Annotated in this window: 15 protein-coding genes; 2 read left to right on the top strand and 13 right to left on the bottom strand. The window is 31.6% G+C overall.

Going from position 1 to position 19495, the window contains the following annotated elements; all coding sequences use genetic code 11:
• Positions 1-134: 134 nt before the first annotated feature.
• The 11 genes from FVE72_RS02780 to FVE72_RS02730 all read right to left on the bottom strand — a co-directional run bounded on the left by FVE72_RS02780 (position 135) and on the right by FVE72_RS02730 (position 15957).
• Positions 135-6434, bottom strand: a complete 6300-nt coding sequence (locus FVE72_RS02780; RefSeq protein ID WP_026737169.1) for an autotransporter-associated N-terminal domain-containing protein — start codon at positions 6432-6434, stop codon at positions 135-137.
• A 130-nt stretch (positions 6435-6564) separates the two neighbouring features.
• Positions 6565-7086 carry an OmpA family protein gene (locus FVE72_RS02775; RefSeq protein WP_036056040.1) on the bottom strand — a complete coding sequence of 174 codons (522 nt, stop codon included), beginning with the start codon at positions 7084-7086 and terminating at the stop codon, positions 6565-6567.
• The gene (locus FVE72_RS02770) at positions 7062-7304 is read right to left on the bottom strand and encodes a hypothetical protein (protein WP_006808102.1); all 243 of its coding nucleotides are present in this window, start codon (positions 7302-7304) and stop codon (positions 7062-7064) included. Before FVE72_RS02770 ends, FVE72_RS02775 begins: the two co-directional genes overlap by 25 nt.
• Positions 7305-7475: 171 nt before the next feature.
• The gene (locus tag FVE72_RS02765; RefSeq protein WP_180321552.1) at positions 7476-8015 is read right to left on the bottom strand and encodes a hypothetical protein; all 540 of its coding nucleotides are present in this window, start codon (positions 8013-8015) and stop codon (positions 7476-7478) included.
• Between the two features lie 9 nt (positions 8016-8024).
• The gene (locus FVE72_RS02760; RefSeq protein WP_036056037.1) at positions 8025-8465 is read right to left on the bottom strand and encodes a hypothetical protein; all 441 of its coding nucleotides are present in this window, start codon (positions 8463-8465) and stop codon (positions 8025-8027) included.
• 10 nt (positions 8466-8475) lie between these two features.
• The gene (locus tag FVE72_RS02755; protein ID WP_026737165.1) at positions 8476-8862 is read right to left on the bottom strand and encodes an adhesion protein FadA; all 387 of its coding nucleotides are present in this window, start codon (positions 8860-8862) and stop codon (positions 8476-8478) included.
• Between the two features lie 744 nt (positions 8863-9606).
• On the bottom strand, positions 9607-10614 hold the full coding sequence (locus FVE72_RS02750) for a helix-turn-helix transcriptional regulator (RefSeq protein ID WP_026737164.1): 1008 nt from the start codon (positions 10612-10614) through the stop codon (positions 9607-9609).
• Positions 10615-10847: 233 nt separating this feature from the next.
• Positions 10848-13706: an autotransporter serine protease gene (locus FVE72_RS02745; protein ID WP_026737163.1), complete on the bottom strand. Its 2859-nt coding sequence runs from the start codon at positions 13704-13706 to the stop codon at positions 10848-10850.
• A gap of 39 nt (positions 13707-13745) precedes the next feature.
• Positions 13746-14150 carry a bactofilin family protein gene (locus FVE72_RS02740; RefSeq protein WP_006807248.1) on the bottom strand — a complete coding sequence of 135 codons (405 nt, stop codon included), beginning with the start codon at positions 14148-14150 and terminating at the stop codon, positions 13746-13748.
• A complete protein-coding gene (locus FVE72_RS02735; protein WP_051411729.1) occupies positions 14114-15049 on the bottom strand; it encodes a M23 family metallopeptidase in 936 nt (311 codons plus the stop codon). The genes FVE72_RS02740 and FVE72_RS02735 overlap by 37 nt, the downstream gene beginning before the upstream one ends.
• A 326-nt stretch (positions 15050-15375) precedes the next feature.
• Positions 15376-15957, bottom strand: a complete 582-nt coding sequence (locus FVE72_RS02730) for a TetR/AcrR family transcriptional regulator (protein ID WP_026737162.1) — start codon at positions 15955-15957, stop codon at positions 15376-15378.
• A 234-nt stretch (positions 15958-16191) separates the two neighbouring features.
• Between FVE72_RS02730 and FVE72_RS02725 the strand changes: the two genes are divergently transcribed.
• Positions 16192-16767 (top strand): biotin transporter BioY, encoded by a 576-nt coding sequence (locus tag FVE72_RS02725; protein ID WP_026737161.1) that lies wholly within the window; start codon positions 16192-16194, stop codon positions 16765-16767.
• Between the two features lie 101 nt (positions 16768-16868).
• Entirely contained in the window at positions 16869-17306 is a 438-nt protein-coding gene (locus tag FVE72_RS02720; RefSeq protein WP_026737160.1) for a hypothetical protein, read from the top strand.
• Positions 17307-17388: 82 nt separating this feature from the next.
• Here the strand turns inward: FVE72_RS02720 and FVE72_RS02715 are convergent, their stop codons facing one another.
• Both FVE72_RS02715 and FVE72_RS02705 read right to left on the bottom strand, forming a co-directional pair.
• Positions 17389-18942: a S1 RNA-binding domain-containing protein gene (locus tag FVE72_RS02715; RefSeq protein ID WP_026737159.1), complete on the bottom strand. Its 1554-nt coding sequence runs from the start codon at positions 18940-18942 to the stop codon at positions 17389-17391.
• 63 nt (positions 18943-19005) lie between these two features.
• Positions 19006-19458, bottom strand: a complete 453-nt coding sequence (locus tag FVE72_RS02705) for an ATP-binding cassette domain-containing protein (RefSeq protein WP_026737158.1) — start codon at positions 19456-19458, stop codon at positions 19006-19008.
• Positions 19459-19495 lie beyond the last annotated feature (37 nt).

Genomic DNA, 19495 nt, shown 5'->3' with positions numbered 1-19495 from the left:
TCCCGAATAATTTTATTTTTCATATTTTATATTTTTTATTCTCTCCTGTCAATAACTTTTAAAAGTTCCTTATCATATAAAAAGAAAGAGTATTTCAGCTCTTTGAAATTACTCTTTCCCTTATTTAGAAACTATTAGTAAATAACTCTAAGTCCTAATCCGCCTCTTATGTTTTTACCTTTTGTGTCATATCCTGCATTCAATGTTACTCCGAATCTCTGATTTTCTATTCCGAGGTTCAAATCCGCTTTAAAGTTTCCTCTTCTGTCGTCTTTTTCTCCTCTTATATTAAACCAGTCCGCATCAGTATATGCCACTCTTCCTTTATTTTTTACATTTCCTACTTTTCCAAGTTCGTTTTCATATCCTAAACCTAATGTAGTCGTAAATGTCGTTCTTACTGCCATAGGTTGTTTATATTTGAATTCGATTCCTACTTCAGGTTTTACAGAGTAATAATCATTTCCTTTTACTTCAAGTCTTACTTCTCCTGTTTTCTCCTTTATTGTATTGAATCTTCCATATTCAAGTTTTAAACTTCCGTATGGTCTTATGCTTGTTCTTTCACTTGTTCTTATATTATATCCAAGTTCGTTCTTAACTGCCACTCCATATGTTGTATAGTCTGAATTCGCATTGAAGATTTCATCAACTACAAGATACTTTCTGTGCATGTCGTTTCTTGATACATATCCTTCTCCTGATATTGTCCATTGAAGACTTCCGTTATGGTCTGCTACCGGTGACATTGTCTTGAAGATTCCAAGTTTTAACATAGTCTGATTTTCTTCTGATCTTCCAATATCCTTGAACTTGAATCTGTTATATACCGCTCCTGCATACCATCCTGATCTGTTTCCAAGTTTAACTGTTTCATCTTCATGCAGATATGCAATTCCATATGCATTACTTGTATAATCTATTACTCCTGCTGTATCTGTATTATATTCGTCTCTCATTCCAAATAGTTTTATCTTATTTGACTGTTTAGACTTAGTATCCCACTCTTTAGACAGATGACTGATTTCCTTATCTATCATTCTTCCTGTTCCATATATTCTCTGCTGTACATTTGCATACTGGTGTCCCATCATTTCATCTACTGCCTGATAGAATAGAACTGCTTCATTTTTTCCTATTCCATTTAATTTATTAAATAATAATTTTTCTCTAGATTCAAGAGCATTTTTATCATATCTTTGTTCTAAACCATCTAAGAAATTATATGTATCAGTTACCTCAACTGGTGTTGGTTTTTTCCCAGCAAATTCTGTATATGGTATTTTTGCCATTCCAACTTTTAAAGGTACTCCATTTCCATCAACTGAAGGTAATGCCATCCATGTAAAAGAAGCAGAATTATGACTCCATTTCATTCCTGTTGCTTTTTTTACAGCATCCTGATATGGTTTTAAAATTTTCCCAGAAACTTCAAAATATTTAGAGTTTGAATTTTGCGCAGCTTCTACTCCATATAATAATTCAGCTTTTTTAACATTTAACTTCTCTAATCCATTTATAGGATTAGTTCCTCTTAAAGTATCAACATACATTCCTAATCTTGATATCAAAGCATTCCCTCTATGTCCTATTGGATCAGTTATTTTTTCAACATTTGGTACAGGTTTTCCTTTTGATGTTATATTAACATCTGTAGTACCTTTAGGTGCTTTTAATGTTACTCCTCCTGCTGTCTTCTCTAATTCTTTTCCTCCTGTTGGATCAAACTTTCCACTAGCTGTTGCTCCACCACTTACTGTTATATCTCCATAGTTTGCTATAGTAATATTTGTTTCTTCAGAATTTACTCTGTATATTCCAAATCCTTCTGCAGAATTTATATTAATTTTAGCTCCTGCTCTATTTATCAATTTCGAATTATTACTTAAAACTACTCCTTTAGCTCCTTTAGGAGAACCAACAGTTGTTATTGTTCCTTCATTTATTCCTGTTGCTCCATTATCCAGATACATCCCTACTGAATTTTCTCCTCTAAGATTTATTGTACCTTTATTTATTGCAGTTGATGAAGCTCCAGTCGCATACATTCCAATACTGTTCTTACCATTTACATTTATTACTCCTGTAGGGCTATTTATTATATTTGCTGAGTCTCTTGTTTTATATCCTGCAGCCATTCCTATTCCAAATTTTTCTCTCGCTGTATCAGAGGCTCCTACTGTTATAGTTGCATTATTCGTTCCTGTTCCACCAAATATACTATACATTCCTACATTACCTATACCTGTTCCAAAATTTATATCTCTATTATTTGTAACTGTTCCTGCACTATAGATTCCATAGTTTCCATTTCCAGTAGAATTTAAAACTGTATTGTTTATAACTGTCCCTGCTCTATTATTTGAATAAGAATAAACTGAATCATTTTTTAGTGTTACATTAGCTGTGTTTGTTGTTAATGTTACTCCTGCACCGTGTTCATTTTGTATAACAAATCCATATGCACTATTTCCTATATTTATTTCACTTGCATTACTTGTTACTGTTCCTCCCTGTCCTACATAGTAAACTCCTACTGCATCATTTGCTCCTTCTGCTCCATCTTCTCCTACTGAAAGTTTCCCATTTGCAACAACATTTCCACCTTTTGAATATACTATTGTTCCTCCTGTTCCTGTTTTAGCAACTGAAGTACTTCCAAGATTGACATTGTATCCATATATTCCTACTGTCTTGTTTCCACCTGTTATTGTACCATTATTATTTAATGTTATTGATGATTTATCAGTGTACATTCCTATATTAGGTTTATTAATATTTGTTGATGATGCAAGGTTTATTTTACCCTCATTTGATGCTTCATATGTTCCTGTTCCTGTTGCAAATATTCCAGTTGATTCCTGTCCTTGTAAGTCTATCACTCCTGATGATTCATTTCTGAATATTCTTGCCGTACTATGTGGGTTGTCAATTGATATTCCTGTTACATTATTTGCTGTAGATTCTATTCTACCTGCATTAGACACTCCTCCTGCTGTTCCTGTGTGTGTACCTGCAGAATTTACCTTATAGAATATTCCAGTTGAATTTTCTCCTAATTTTATCGTTCCTGTTGCATCATTTGCAGCTTTTGATCCATCCGCAGGACCTCTGTCATCTTCTACAAGATATATAGCCGTAGATTTTTTACCTACACTTATTGTTCCTTCATTTCTTATAATTCCTCTTTTTGCATATATCCCTGTTGTTTCTTCTCCAGTAAGATTTATTGTCCCTGTTGCTGTATTTGTAAGCGTTACTTCTCCAGGGTTGTATCCATTTCCACTTGTATCATTTCCGTTTTCCTGTGCCATCGCAACTTGTCTATTTTGGCTTCCTGTCATCTGATTAGCATTATCAATAGATGAATTTGCGATTTCTAACTGTGCATAATTACTATTAGAATCATTTAAATCAACAGGTTGATTTATAGTTAATTTACTCAAATACAACATGAATGTTTTATAATTTGAACCATTTATTGTTGGGGCATTTGTTATACCTGACATTAAATTTGTTGCTGATGTATCTGACAAATTCATTCCAACATTGGAAGCAACAAATAATCTTGAACCTTGTTCCATATTTAATGTTAAATTATTTAATGTGCTTGTTCCATTACCAAAAGTATTATTAAAATAATTCTGAATAGCTGTTTTATCAAAAGTTCCATATCTTGTTGGAGATACATAATAAAAAGCTGTTCCTCTTGTATTTGGAGTAGTTCCACCTTTTATTGTTGATGTCATTGCTCCACCAAGAGTAACTTTTCCAGTTCCACTTGTATAAAATAATAATGATTTTTGTCCTGTTACAGTAGTTCCTCCACCTGTTATGTTTATTTTTCCATCTTTTGCAAAGAAATTTATCGCACCATCTGTTGCAGTTATATTAGCTTTTTTTACAGTTAAGTTTCCTTCAGAATACAATCCTATAGACTTATCTGTTTTTACTTTTGCATTAACTGTTGTACCAGTTCCTTCAAACTTTCCTGCTGAGCCTCTTACAACTATACCATAAGAGCCTTTTTTATCTATTTCTCCTGCTTCTGAGCCATTATCATCAACTGTTACAGTCGCATCATCTTCTAATTTAACATTGGTCCCATCTGCCACTATACCTGTTATACTATTTCCAGATACTTTTACATTTCCTTTTAAAGTTAATGAACTGCCAGCACCTGTTACAAGAACTCCAGTAGAATTATCTCCTGAAACTTCTACTGATGGTGCACTGGCTCCTGGTGCCATTGTTCCAACAGTTCCTGTAGAACCAGAATTTATAAGTACTCCTATATTGTTAGTATTTCCTGTTCCAACAACTTTAACAGTTCCTCTGTTTTCAACAGTTGCTCCATTCATACCTACAATACCTATACCATTTTTTACATTTGTACTGCTTATTGTTTTAGTATTTACTAATTTAGAACCTTTAGCTAACATTCCAATAGCATAAGATCCATCAATAGTTATTTCTCCATTATTTATAATTTCTGCACCTGCATGAGAATCTGCTCTCATTCCCATATTAAAAGCTTGTTTCTTTCCGGCATTTTTCTCAGCTTCTGTTAATTTTGCTATAGTTGAATTAATATTAATTTTACCGGTAGAAGTATTTGTTATATTAGAATCTACATTTACATATGTTCCTATTGAATTTTGAACATCTTTCAATGTTATTGTACCTTCATTTCTTGCATTTCCTCTTTTTAAGCTTACGCCATTAGCAACAGTGTTATCAGCAGTTAATGCCATAGCAATTGAGTTACTTGCACTATCTTTACCATTTTTACCTAATGTAATTTTTCCTGTTGAGGCATTTACCATTTCTGCTCTGTCAGCAGACTTTGCAGCTATTTTCATACCATAGCTTTCGCTTCCTCTTAGATTAATTTCTCCTTCATTTTTCATTATTGCATAAGTTGTACTTCCTGGTAAGTATACATACATACCAATAGATCTTTCTCCAAAGAAATTAATTTTTCCTGTTGGAGAGTTTGTCATTTTTTGATTGATTGCACCATATGAATTCGACCCATTTTCTTGAACTTGTGCAATTCCAACCTTGTAACCTACATATCCCTCTCCACTTCTTTTTACTTTATAATCTTCCGTTGGACCTTTTATAGTTAAATAATCTTTTCCAGGATCATAAGGCATTTCTTTAATCCATTTTTCATCTTTTTCTTCTTCATCAGTTATCGTTCCAGAATTTTTTAATTCTGTTCCATTTTCTTGAGATACAAGACCAAGAGTAAGAATTCCACCAAGATTTAATTTTTTCCCATTTGGAAATTCGAATGTCCCTGAGCTAATATTATCAATTTCCCAGAATCTGGACCCTCCTATAAAGAAACGTTGATTATTTTTATTATCTCCTTGAGAAGCCACAACACCATTTGCAAATTCCTTTGTTCCACCAAAATTATATGAATTAAAATAGTATGTATTTCCGCTTGAAGGAGCTGGTAAATTTGTTGTATCTCCTTCTTTATACATTTTAAATGCATAGGATTTTTCTGCACCTGTATTATTTGGCCAAGTATAATGTAAGATTGTATCGATATTTTGTTTACTTTGATTTTCTTCCGATCCTAGAAAGTTTCCTTTTGTATTTTGTCTAGGTGTAGAAGCAGAACTGTCACATCCTTCATTACAGTCTGCTCCTAGTACTACTGAAAATTTAGGTGCTTCCGGTAAATCTGGATCAGCAGGTATAACTATTTTTGGATCTATAGGTGCAAATTTTACTGCTTCTGGCAATGTTGGTGAGTTTGCAGTCTTAGCAGCAATATTTAAAGGCACTTTATTTACACTCTTAGGATTTATCCCAGCATTTACTTCTGTTACAGCAGGTGGTTCAGGAACAGGTTGAGTACTAGCAATACCATAGCCATTTAAATTTGTTCTTTGATTAGAAGCAGCAGATCTAGGATTAGTTGATGTAGGTAATAATCCATAATTTTCACTGTTCGGTGCTATATATCTATTAAATTCATCTTTATCTCTTTGAAATATACCTTCATAAGGATATTTTTCTGCCTTATCTCCTCTACCTTTGTAAGTTCCTCTCCAGTCACTGTAGAAGTAGTTCATTCCCATTTGCCAGCTGCTCCATGGTGATTTTACTACATGGTCTCCCTGTTCCATTAACTGAATCAATTCCAAATTTGCTCTTTTCAATAATCTGTTGTTATCTCTTTTGGCCTGTTTAAACGCCACATGTAAATCGTTTATTGATGTATTCAATTCTTTTCTTGTCTGATTTATAGCATTTTCTGTGCTCTTAACTTCAGGTGATGTCAATGTATCGGAAAATGTCAACATTCCCATTAATAGAAAGCTGAATAGAAGACCTTTTGTATATTTTACATCTTTTGATCTTTTAGCAAAAGCTCTTAAATCTTTTTCCATTTTCTTCAAATTATTACTCATAATTTCTTCCTTTCTATAACTAAATTCCTTTTATTTTCCTCTCATTTCTTATCGCTTTTTCTTCTTTATCTCTTATTCTCATCCTGTTTTTTAAATTTCGTCTGTTTTCAATAGATTTTATTCTTGTTTATTAATTTTTTCTCACAAGTTTAAATTCTATTCTTCTGTTCAATGCTCTTCCTTCTGCTGTGTCATTTGTTGCTACAGGTTCTTCTTCTCCTCTTGATTCTACTCCCACTATTCTGCTTGCAGGCACTCCAAACTCTATCATTTTAGCTTTTACACTTTCCGCTCTTCTCATTCCGAGTTTCATGTTGTATTCATTTGTTCCCTTAGAGTCTGTATGTCCTATGATTGTTACATCATAGTCGTTTACTTCTATGTATTCTTTCAAGTTTTGTAATATTCCGTAATATTGAGGTTTTACATTAGACTTGTCAAAATCAAATAACAATGATCTCTCATCCAATACTACTGTTACTTCTTTCGGTCCTTTTACTTTTGTTATATCTATTTCATCCAATTCCAATGCATTTATTCTTATCGAATTTTCTCTTATTTGTGTTGTCGTAAGCTTTCTGAAAGCCATCGTAGGAATCGAAAGCATCAATAACAACATCATTAATATTATTGCTCTTGACTTTCTTTCCATGCGTCCGCCTCTCTTTCCAATGACTTATATTGTGTTGTATATTCTATTTGTCCTTCATTTTTCAATTTTTCTAAATTATCCGAAGGTTTTACAAATTTATTTTCTTTCAAATATGCTTCTATATTGTCTAATCTATCTGTATTATAGTTTACCAACTTTGCATTTGTACATGATACTGCCAATGCTCCTAATCCTAATGCTATTGCTATCTTTTTCATATTTTCTACCTCTCCTGTTATATTTTTATTTTTCTCTCAACATCATATTTTACAACGTTGAAGTTTTCTTTACTTCCGACATTTAAATTTTACTTCGAGAAATACGTAACGAAACGTCATAAAAACAACTGTTTGAGCGTAGCGAGTTTGTTGTTTTTATAGTGTAGTCAGTTATTTCGAGTTAGTAAAATTTTGTCGTTTGTTTTTTCGCTTCCTTTTTTCAAAAAAGGAAGTTAAAAGTTTCATTTTACTTTGTATACCTTCCAGTCTCTCTTCCATTTTCTCTAACGCTTCATTTGTTTTGTGGAATGTTTCTATATTGTTGTTTATTTCATCCACTCTTTTTTTGATTCTCTGTATTTCTACATTCATCTTTTCACTTTCTGTCATGTTCTTCTGTCTTGCCTTATTTGCTCTCATTTCTGCTTTCTTTTGCATCTGGGCATCTTTTTTCATCTTCATTTCTTGACTTTTTTTACTTTGTGATTCTCTTTTTATTTCTGCCGCTCTCTTTTGTATACTGTTTGGTGTTTCTGTTGTAACAGGTGTTTCTTCCACTGTCACTTCTTCTACCTTCTCCTGCTTCGCTTCCTCTGCCTGTCTTTTTCTCGCTTCTTTCAATAATCTGTCCACTGCAGGGTCACTGTAACTTATTTGTGTCATTAACAGTACTAATCCTGCCAACAACCCTATCGCTTTTCTCACTTTCATTGCTTCCTCCTATTTCTTCTTATTTACTTTCTTAGGCTCTCTTACTTTTTTCTCTACTACTTTCTTTACTTTCTTTTTCTTGCCTATTACTTCATTATATCCGTTTAATTCTTTTTCTTCTCTTTCTACACTTCTCACTACTCTTTCGTAAAAGTCCACTCTGTCTTTTGCCTTTGCTGCATTATACTCAAGTTTTTCCATCGGTGTCTTTGGTTTTACTTCTTCTACTGCTTCTTCTTCTACATCCAATGTCACTTCCTGTACATTCCCTTCAGCTGTTTCTCTTCTTAACACTTTCTTTTCTTTTACTTTTTCTTCTCTTACAGGTCTTGATGCCTCTTTTTGTTGTCTATAATAGTCTTCTCTTGCTTTTCTTAATACGTCCTGTGCACTCTCTGCCATTACTATACTTCCTATCGCAAGTAAGCCCAACATTACTATCTTTTTCATTACTTCCCTCCTAATTCATCACTGATAACATTGCTTCTAATTCACTTATCTTCTGCTCTTTTTCTCTTATCATTTTTGCTATGTTTTTATAGTATGTGTCGTAATTGTTAAGAACCTGTTTATACTTGTCTCTTAACCATCTTACTTCCGAATCCTTTTTCAGCTTTTCAAACAGTTTTTCTTTCCCCTGTTCTTTTGCTTTCAAGTCTTCAACTTCTGCTTCCAGTTGTGCTTTCTGTGCTTCAAACTCTCTTTTCTTCTGTGCTTCTTTTTCAAGTAAATCATTAAATTTTGCTTCTATCGCATTCAAACTTTGTTCCAAGCTCTTTTGCGGTGCCGAATAACTTACTGACGATACTGTTAATATTCCCGCTAGTAATAAAATGATTTTTTTCATACTTCCTCCTTGTATAAGATAAATATAGTAGTTATTTGAATCCCTCTTCAAGGATTTTATTGTATATTATTATTTTATACACTGTCATTAAAACTTCCCCATTTTTATTTACTATTAAAATTTTTCGATACGATTTTGCATTGAATGATTAGTTGAATTTTTAATTTGATAATCAGGTTATTTTTTCATTCACATTGAGAATTGAATCACTTTTAATTTTTTTACTTAAAATGTATATTATTTTAGATCCGTATTATATTTTAAAACGAAATATTTTCCGACACCGTTTCTTTTTGTAACAAAAAAACAACTCCAAATATCATTTTTACTTTTTTAGTATTACAATAATATTACAAGATAAAAATTTAAATAATATTTTCAAAAATTCAGTTATATATTTATTATTTTATTTTTATTTAAACTTATTTTTTTTAAATCTTTATATTAACTAAATTTTCATAAAAATACTTGTTCAAATATAGCAACTAATATTAACTCTTATAAAAATATAACTTTTATTTTTTCTTTATTTTATCTTATAACATTATAACAAATACCTTTTAAAAAAGCAATAACGAATTTTTGGAGCATTTAAAAAAAGGGATATTCTTTATAGAAAAGAGTTCTATCAAAATAAATTTTTCTATACAAATATTAATTTAAAACTATTTTATATTATAAATGATAATATAAAAAATAATACCTATTAAAGAAAATCTCTAAAATAAATATTATTTTTACTTATCAATTCTTTTTTAAATATTTACTCGGCAAAATTCCGAAATACTTTTTAAATGTTTTGGAAAATTTGCTCGGATTTTCATAACCTATTTCCATTGCGATATCGATTATATTTTTATCCGATGTTTCTAACAGATGTTTTGAGTAGTCCATTTTCTTTTTCTGAACATACTGATAAATAGTAATTCCCTCTATTTTTTTAAATGCCTTTTGCAAATGATAATTGCTTATTCCTACAGTTTCATACATTTCTTTTATTGTAGGTATTTCCGAAATTGCATAGCCGTCAATCATTCCTTTCAATTTCATTACAACTTCTTCTTCATTTATTGACACCTCTTTTACAGGAGTTATTCTGAGCTTTAAAATTAAAAATAAAAATTTAAAGATTTTCATTTTAAATTCCAAATAATCATCAATATTATCAATATTCATATTTTCTATCTGATTTGATAAAATATCTATTTCCGAGTTTGTTTTTCCATAACAGAATATATTATTTTCAAAAATATTTATAACTTTTTCTTTCCACTCAAGAATAAGATTTTTATCTATGGACTTTGAAAGGCTTGTCTCCAATTTATCAATATCCAAAAAAATCAGAATTTTCTTAAAATTACTGCTTTTAAAACTGTATTCATTTATATTGTCATTATTCATTTTATAAATTAAAATACTGCCTTTTTTCATGAAATAACTTTCATTACCCGAAGAAATTATACATTCTCCATGTAAACAATACATTATTTCATATATATTCATATTTATTGAAGGATAAAAAAATCCTTTGTCCATTTCACCGACTGTATTCAAAATCGAAACTTCATAATCTTCATCAATTCTGTATCTTTCCAACATACATTTCAATTTTTCATTTTTAGATATTAACTTGTATTCTTTTCCGAATTTTTTCTCTTTTTCTTTTATGCTGAAAAACTTTTTTAGTTCATTTACCCCAAATATTCCTATAAAATCTTTTTCTTCCAATAATTTTTTTTCTATCTTTTCCATATCGTTCACTACCCTACTAGATTCTATTTTTTATTTTCATTATACTTGAAATCTTTTCCATATTCCAGTCCTTTATTTAAAATAGCCTTAATTTTAAATCTTTTTTATAAAAAAGATTTTCATTTTAACACTTTATCAGATTTTTTGAAAAATAAATATAATAAAAGAGGCTGTGAAAATAGAAATTTCTATTTTAAGACAGCCCCTTATTCAAAAGTCATTTAACTAAAATATTAGAAATTAAATCTGAATCCTGTCGTAAATACATTATTGTTTAATTTGTTTTTCTCCATTTTTGCATCATAGTTTACATACCATGAAAACTTAGGATTTACTTCTGTCAATACTCCTATTCCTGCCCATGTACTGTTCTTTGAAAGTCCTATCCCTTCTACTCTGAATCTTGCGTTGGACAGTCCGCTGTATGCTGCTTCAAAACTTAAGTCCTGTTTCTTAAATCCTATATACTGTGTTACATACCCTTGGAATGTCGTCTTGCTTCCATTGCTCCAGTTTACTGATTTACCTAATCTCAATCCCAACAATGCAGATGTCTGATTATATCTCTTCTTATCCGCCGTCAATCCGAACTGACTGTTTTCCTCACTGAACGCTCCTCTTTCCACTGTGTCATGACTCAATCCCACATAAGGTGTTATTGTTAAACTGCCTATCTTTGCATCATAGCCGCTTTCCAAATATCCCGATAATACTTTATCTCTATGCTCTATCTTCGCTCTCGATATATCTCCGCTTCCTAACAGTATATCTCTTTCCACATTACTTGTTATAAAGCCTAATCCTATTCTTCCCTGTAAGTAATATGGCACTTCTTTATTTCCAAGTCTTCCGTATAACGATATTCCGAAACCGTCTCCTTTGGATTCTCCTCCGTATCTGTCAAACTTCACATCGGATTTTGAATATGATAATGCCGTTCCCAATATTAAACTGTTTCCGAATGCTTTATCTATTCCTACCTGTCCTCCGTATGTATGTGTTTTTCCTACTCCGAAGCCTTCCTGTCTCAATCTTCCGTTTGCTCCTATTCCTGTTACCCATATACCTGCATTATCTCCTACGTTGTCCAATGTTCCAAGCATTACAAGTCTATTGGACAAGTCTTTATTCACTGTTTGTGAATGCTGGAATGTCAATGCCTGTGCAGAAGCATATATTTGACCTGACAAGCTGTCAAGCACTGCTGCAGTATTAGGCAATGAAAGTTTTTGCAGTAATGCCGCACTTTTTGAGAAAGATTTTACATTTTCAGTATTTCCGTTTTCTATTTGACTGTCAAGTTCTTTAAATGATGTTTCAATGTTTTGAGCTACGTTATTTCTCATTGTATCCGATAAACTCAAAGTAGATACATAATCTTCAACATTTTTTCTGCTTAAATTAACATCTACAGAGTTTTCAGATTTTTCAACATCGGCATTAAGTAAAGTTTCTGTTTCCACATTGGAGAAGTTTCCTTTTATTGCATTATCCGAAGTTATTATATTTTCCTTTACTCCTCTTGCTGTTATGTATTGTTGCTCTCCATCTTTTACAGCAGATGCTTCAAGAGTTCCGTTTAATTCTGCCTGACCTTTTACATAGGCACTCGCTCCCAATTCGGAAACGTATTTTGAAGATGAAGAGGCAACATAATTTCCGCCTATAACAGTATTACTTCCGCTATTTACATATGTTCCTTCATTTTTTATTCCGTTTTCCAAGTTAGCATTTTCAGTAGTTTCAACCGTTCCCATTTTTGCTATTTCCAATGAAGATACATATTGATTTCCCAATTTCAGTCTTCCTGCATTTACTTTTGTTCCTCCGGTAAAAGTATTTTTACCGCTTAAAACTAATTCTCCCGTACCGTTTTTTATAATTCCTGCATCTCCTGCTATATCATTGGAGAAAGTATATGTTCCCGACGTTACATCGGCAACTACATTATCTCCCAACGCAAGTCTTTTATCAAATAATGCAGGTCCTTTAAGAGCTTTGTCTATATTCAAAAGTCCCCAACCGAAGTCTTCATCTACACCTTTTTTACCTATATCGGTTGCAGTAGATAATATGGTTTGTCTTATAAGGCTTCCGTCCATCCACGGATATTTTTCCTTTAATAATGCTGCTGTCCCAGTTACCATAGGAGCTGCAAAAGATGAGCCGTTTGCCTGATAATTATTGTCCCCTGTTTTAAAAGTAATTCCTGAAACAGCACTTACAGTCCAGTTTTTAGCCACTCCTGCCCCTGAAAGTCTTTCCTGCTTACTCCATTCTGTATTTCCCGGATTTTCTTTATTGCTATGAGCCAATCCGACAACATTAATCCATCCTTTTTCAAGCTCACTAACACGATAAGGCAATCCCGCTTCAAGAGAAGGATTAGAGTCTTCTTTATTATTACCGGCAGCCCACACAAATAACGAACCGTCATTTACAGCAGTTTTGTAAAAGCTCAATATATCAGAGCCCATTTGTGCTTCAACATAATATGGATTATTCCATTTAGAATCAGTTACCTGACTGTCTACTCCATATGACTGATTAAATATTCTTGCCCCTTTTGAATAAAGAAAATTATACATACTGATTGTAGGATCAGGGTGATATTTTCCGTCACTTCCTCTTTTAGACGCATCAGATACTGCTATCGTTACATTTTTGGCAATTCCGTTAGAAGTATTTCCTCCTATTATTTCAGCAACTATTATACCGTGATTATCATTACTTGTTTGACCTGTGTAACTGCTCGGTTTTACAAGTCTTGAACCGAACTTATCTCTCATATCCGTAGCATATGTTATGTTTGTAGTATTGAATCCCATATCTATAACACCTACTGTTACACCTGCTCCTGTTTGTGTAGTCGCTGAAGTTTTGTTATTAGGATTACCTGCATTGTATGTTCTCGTTGTATCATTCCATTTTATATTTCCGTTAGAATCTTTTGATGAATCTACGGAAGGTGTAGGTATACTCGGTGTAGGATTGGAAGTATTTCCACCGCCTCCACCTCCTCCACCGCCGCCGCCACAACTTATAACGACTGTCAGTAGTGCTAATATTAATATTTTCTTATTTTTTTTCATAGTCTGTTACATCCCTTTCTATATTTTTGATAAAAATTCTTATCTTTCAGAATCTTCATCGGAGCTTTCATATTCTATATATGTTTCCGCTTTTTTCATTTTTTTGTTTCCTTCAAATACTCCTCCCTCCTGAATTACAAATAATGTAGACACTACATTTGCTAATACTTTACCTTTTTCTCCTATTTCAACTTTTTCGGCTAATATATCGCCGGAAACTTCTCCGTCTACAAATACTGATTTTGCGACAATATTTCCCACTATTCTTCCACCGTCGCTCACGTGTACTGTATTATCACACTTGATATCTCCTTCCAAAACTCCTTCGATTTGTGTCATAGTATCAGTTTCAATTACTCCTTTAACGTACGTTTTTGCCGAAATTACACTTATTCCCTCAGAAACATTTAATTCTTTCCCATTATTGTTAGAAAATATTCCCATGGTACACTCCTTTCGTTTTTAAATATTATATTAAAATTTTTACTATCCCAATCTATAAAATTTTTAGGCTGTATAGGTGTTCCGTTGTAACGGACTTCATAATGTAAATGAGGACCCGTAGAATGTCCGGAATTTCCTCCTTCAGCTATAATTTTTCCTTTACCTACTATTTCTCCCTCTTTAACAAGAATCTTATTCAAATGTGCGTAAGCTGTCTGAAATCCGTACATATGATCTACAATCACAACATTGCCGTAACCGCCTTTTACTCCTGCAAAACTTACTCTCCCTATTGCAGTGGAGACTACAGGATTTCCCACATCTACCCGCAAGTCAATTCCATGATGAAATTTTCTTTCATGAGTTATCGGGTGTACTCTTTCTCCGAAAGGACTTGTTACAAAAAGTTCTCTTAACAAAGGACTTCCGCTCGGAATTATACTTAGCATAAGATTTTTTTTGTCTTCAGGAACATTCTGTACATTGTCCAAAGATAAATTTTTCAGATCCTTTAACTCGGCTGCTTTCATTTTCTGCTCTTCTTCATATTTTTTACCGAGAGCTACGATTTCCTTATTTTTAGTCTTATATAGCCGAAAAGATTGATATTCGACGAATAAAAACCATATTATTCCTGCCATTAAAAGAAATATGCCAAATACAACCACATTAAATATTTTTCTTAAATTCTTTTTCCCCGAAGAAGATTTTTTTATAAAACTTTTTGTTCCGCATTCTCCGACTTGAATAATAATGCCTTCATTAAATTGATTCTGTTTTTTTGCTTTTTTCTTAGGTTCTTTTTTTTCTTTTTTCCCCTTATCTCCAAATACTTCGCTCATTTTCTTTTCTTTTAAAGCATTCAAAGTTTCCAATTCAATTTTTCTTTTTTTCTCCATTATATCCGGTCAGACTATCTCAAAAATATATGTTTTCTGAATTTCTGTCATTTTCTTCTCTAATAATAATGAGAAAAATCGGACATTCTTTCGATTTGAGTTGAGATACCCTTTCTTCCCTTCTTTTATTTTGTATTATTATACTATACTTTATCGATTTTTCAAAATACTGAATTCATTAAATGTTTAAAAAAATCCCGCTTTGCAGTCGACGAAGTCACGAAGACCGCAATTAGCGGGAATACGAGAGTAGACGGACTCTCATTTGAGACAACATCGTTAATAAGATTATTTACTCAGTTCAGCTCGATATAAATTCAAGTTTTTCAGAGTCTTTCTACTATTATTTCCACTTGTTTCTCAATTTCAGGTAACTTAAATTTAAAAACCCCGTTTTCTTTTGAATTAATCAGATTAGGTAACGCAAGAGCTCCCAACATTTGCATTATAATCAAATTTTCCGAAACTCTACTTTCTTCTCCGATAATTTCAAATAATACTTTTTTCATTTTAGGCAATCCTACATTTTTAACATAAGCAGAAAATTGCCTTTGTTCATCAAACAAAAATTCTCCTTCACACAAAAGATACTTTACTGATTCTTTAAATTTTACTAACTGATTTAAAAAATCCGTCAAAAATTTTTTAAATCTTGATCGAGCATCCAAATCATAATTATCTAAAACATCGAATATCGCCCATAAATCTTTTGACATAACCGAAACAGCCTCTTTTATAAGATTCTCTTTCCCTGTAAAATGATAATTTACAAGAGCTTTATTCACTTTAGCTTTTTCTGCAACTTTTTTCATTGTCAGATTTTTACTGCCTTCTTCCTGAATCAGTTTAATTGTAGTTTGCAAAATCTTTTCATAAGTTCCGTTTAATTTTTTATCGATTTTTCTCACCCCAATCCAGAAAACTGTTTTATTCAGATTGTAATAATTAAGTTGTGTTCGATACTAATATTTTTCTGTAACATATTATACTTCTTATAAACTTTTTTGTCAATAAAATTAAAATGTTTCATTTTACTATCTTTAATATTTTTTAATATTATTATAACTGCTCATTCCCTTGACTTTTCAATTTTTTTTGGTTATACTTTTACTGAAAAACTATAATATTACAGGAGGTTCAAAATGAATCAGAATTTACTTATCAACAATATTGTTACAGTTAAAAATAAACATTATGCAATAGCAAAAAATATATTGCTTGTTTTAAGCGGAACTATTTTTATAGCACTTATGGCACAGGTAAAAATCTTCTTACCTTCAACTGTTATACCTGTTACAGGACAAACTTTTGCTGTTATGCTCATAGGACTTACTTACGGAAAAAAATTAGGAACTTCTACTTTGATTTCTTATATCACAGCAGGTTCGTTGGGACTTCCGGTATTTGCAAATCTTAAAAGCGGCTTTCCTTTCTTTTCTCCAAGTGGAGGATTTGTTATAGGATTCTTATTTGCGGCATTTATTTGCGGATATTTTGCAGATAAAGGAGCAACAAAATCTTACGCAAAATTAATTCCTGTATTACTTCTTGCTCACTTTGTTTTATATTTTTTCGGACTTTTACAATTCAGATTGTTCTTTCCGGGTGTAAATGTATTTGAAAAAGCGTTTATTCCTTTCATTCCGGGAGATATAATAAAAATGGTATTAATGATAGGAATACTCCCTACTGTATGGAAATTTGTAAAAGAACAGTAATTTTAAAATAAGTATTGAAAAATAGATTTATATGCTCCTGCTTTTACCCCGGTTTTAATAACACCGACTTTGGTAATACAGGAGTTTTTTTAAGGAGATATATGAGAAAATTAAAAAAAGAAAACAAACAAAATACTGAAAATACTAATTTATCCAATAATATCGATAAAGAAAAAATTAAAAAACAAATCGGATTTATTCTTCTTATAAGCTGGATTTTTCCCTTTTTCGGATTATTTTTTCTGCATTTTTCGAGAAAAACCTTGTATGATAAACCTAAAGAAATATTATGCAAAATTATAAATATGGAATTTACTTCAATAATCATACTGTTTATTCTGACTTCACTGCTTAATACTCTTGCGATTGCCAAAGTCAGCGGAATTATTCTTCTTTTTATTACTGTAATTATGCTCGGAATTTTAATTTATGCTGTCATTTCACATGTGATAGGGACTTTGAAATGGTCAAAAGGAGAAGATTATTCTTTTAAATATTCTTTAGAATTTTTTAAACCTTATGAAAATATAAATAAATAGAAGTAACCGTTTAACTTTTTTCTGCCAATAAAATCAAAAAAACATAGAAAAATTGTGAGGGCTTATGCCCTCACATTACTGTTTATACTCCGTATATTTTCATCAATTCTTCTAATTCTTTTTTATCTTCTATTTCTTTGATTTTTTTAACCGATAAAATGATTGATTTTCTTTTTTCATTAGTTTCAGTAATTACAGCTTCGACTTCATCTCCTACAGAAAATTTTTCGGAAATATCTTTTAAAAATTCATCTGTCAACTCTTTTTTAGGAACCATTCCGTTAAATCTGTCTGTTAATTTTACAAGTACACCGTTTTCCTGTATTTCAACAATAGGTACTTTTACTTTATTTCCTATTTTATACTGTTCGGCAGCTTCTTTCCATGGAGATACTGTCAACTGTTTTATACTTCCTCCGATTTTCTTTTCGTTTTTATCCAAAGAAATTATTTTAAATTCAACTTCATCTCCGACTTTAAATTTAATGTTTTCGTTTCTGTCCCAAGAAAACTCGTTTTTATGGATAAATACTTCCACTCCTTCACGAATCTCAAGGAATATACCGTATTCCTGAACATTTACAACTTTACCTTTTACAACATCTCCGACATTGTATAATCCTTCTATTTTATCCCACATATCATCAAATAAAGCTTTCGCACTTAACGACAATCTGTTTTTTTCGTCATTAAATCCTATAATTTTAAATTTAATAACATCGCCTTTTTTATATTTGGAATTTAAATTGGAAACTCTTCTGTAAGCCAAATCCGAAACATGAAGCAGTCCTTCAATATCTTTTTCCAATTCTATCAACAGTCCGAACTCAAAAACTTCAGAAACGTCTTTTTCCAATATATCTCCTATTTTATATTTTTCCTTTACACTGTTCCATGGATTTTCCGACAACTGTTTAACACTCAGCTTGACGCTTTTCTTTTCGTTGTCAATATCTATAACTTTAGCTTCTATTTTATCGCCTTCCTTATAGTTTTTTAAAGCATCCGCACCGTGGTGCCATCCCAATTCGGAAATATGTATAAATCCTGTCGTTACTCCAAGATTAACTATTATTCCGAAATCAAGCACTTTTTTTACTTCTCCCGTTAGCGTATCTCCGATATTGATTGATTTCAAATAGTCTTCTTCTTCTTTTTTTATAAGGTCAGTTCTTGACAATGTCAAACCGTTTCTCGTTTTTTCTTTTATAATAAATTTGAATTTTTCTCCTATGTGATCGTTATTTCTCTCAAAACTTGAAAGCGAGAAAGGTAAAAATCCTTCATTTTTACTTACTTTAACTGAATATCCGCCTTTTATTTTTTTGAAAATTGTCCCTGTAACAGTTTCTCCCTCGCTGAAATCGACAAATTCTTTTGCTTTGTCAAGTAAAAACTTGGATACAATAACATTTTCTTCATCATTTCTCAAGACTTTTACTTCGATAGTATCTCCTATATTAAAATCTTCAATTTCTCTGATTAAAATTCTTCCTTCCTGTTTTCCGCTCAAATCCAGATATCCGAAATCATTGTCTTTTCTGACAATAACAGCTTCCACAATATCTCCTGATTTTTTCTCTTCGGGAAGATAATCATTCAGCATTTCTTCAAACAAATCATTTAATTCACTCATTTTATATCTCCTTAGACAGTATAGTTGATTCTATTATTTCTATTTTTTATTATACCAAATTAATCAAAAAAAATGAAGTATGGAGTTGCCTTTTTTATTTATTCTCATCAGGTACATACCACAAACCTTTATTATTTGCTTCCAAATATTTTTTAAATTCTTCTGAGTGATAAGCCTCCACAATAGCTTTAGCCCATTCGGTATTTTCAAATTTTGATAAACTGTTTGTGCTTCCAGCAAATTAAATTGTTGAAAAACCATTCCTATATTTTTTCTTAATTTATTCAATTCTCTTTCAGACAAGTAAACGATTTCTTTTCCTTTTATTTTTACACTTCCGCTATCAGGCTTTTCCAATAAATTTACCAAACGCAGTAAAGTCGATTTTCTTGCCCCTGAATATCCTACTATTCCGAAAATATCGCCTTTTTCCACTTTTAAAGAAACATCTTTTAAAGCATGAACTTCCGTTTTTTTATTTTTAAAGACTTTTTTTACATTTGAAATTTCAATCATTTTCTATTTTCCTTTGCCTTTCTACAATATTTCCTCA

The sequence above is a fragment of the Pseudoleptotrichia goodfellowii genome (assembly GCF_007990505.1).
Taxonomy (GTDB): domain Bacteria; phylum Fusobacteriota; class Fusobacteriia; order Fusobacteriales; family Leptotrichiaceae; genus Pseudoleptotrichia; species Pseudoleptotrichia goodfellowii.
This window is presented reverse-complemented; position numbering and strand designations above follow the sequence as displayed.

Bases quoted from the DNA above. Each gene is read 5' to 3' on its own strand.
- FVE72_RS02760 (WP_036056037.1), bottom strand. From the start codon at position 8,465: ATGAAAAAGATAGTAATGTTGGGCTTACTTGCGATAGGAAGTATAGTA.
- FVE72_RS02765 (WP_180321552.1), bottom strand. From the start codon at position 8,015: ATGAAAGTGAGAAAAGCGATAGGGTTGTTGGCAGGATTAGTACTGTTA.
- FVE72_RS02775 (WP_036056040.1), bottom strand. From the start codon at position 7,086: ATGGAAAGAAAGTCAAGAGCAATAATATTAATGATGTTGTTATTGATG.
- FVE72_RS02725 (WP_026737161.1), top strand. From the start codon at position 16,192: ATGAATCAGAATTTACTTATCAACAATATTGTTACAGTTAAAAATAAA.
- FVE72_RS02745 (WP_026737163.1), bottom strand. From the start codon at position 13,706: ATGAAAAAAAATAAGAAAATATTAATATTAGCACTACTGACAGTCGTT.
- FVE72_RS02735 (WP_051411729.1), bottom strand. From the start codon at position 15,049: ATGGAGAAAAAAAGAAAAATTGAATTGGAAACTTTGAATGCTTTAAAA.
- FVE72_RS02740 (WP_006807248.1), bottom strand. From the start codon at position 14,150: ATGGGAATATTTTCTAACAATAATGGGAAAGAATTAAATGTTTCTGAG.
- FVE72_RS02720 (WP_026737160.1), top strand. From the start codon at position 16,869: ATGAGAAAATTAAAAAAAGAAAACAAACAAAATACTGAAAATACTAAT.
- FVE72_RS02750 (WP_026737164.1), bottom strand. From the start codon at position 10,614: ATGGAAAAGATAGAAAAAAAATTATTGGAAGAAAAAGATTTTATAGGA.
- FVE72_RS02755 (WP_026737165.1), bottom strand. From the start codon at position 8,862: ATGAAAAAAATCATTTTATTACTAGCGGGAATATTAACAGTATCGTCA.
- FVE72_RS02705 (WP_026737158.1), bottom strand. From the start codon at position 19,458: ATGATTGAAATTTCAAATGTAAAAAAAGTCTTTAAAAATAAAAAAACG.
- FVE72_RS02715 (WP_026737159.1), bottom strand. From the start codon at position 18,942: ATGAGTGAATTAAATGATTTGTTTGAAGAAATGCTGAATGATTATCTT.
- FVE72_RS02780 (WP_026737169.1), bottom strand. From the start codon at position 6,434: ATGAGTAATAATTTGAAGAAAATGGAAAAAGATTTAAGAGCTTTTGCT.
- FVE72_RS02770 (WP_006808102.1), bottom strand. From the start codon at position 7,304: ATGAAAAAGATAGCAATAGCATTAGGATTAGGAGCATTGGCAGTATCA.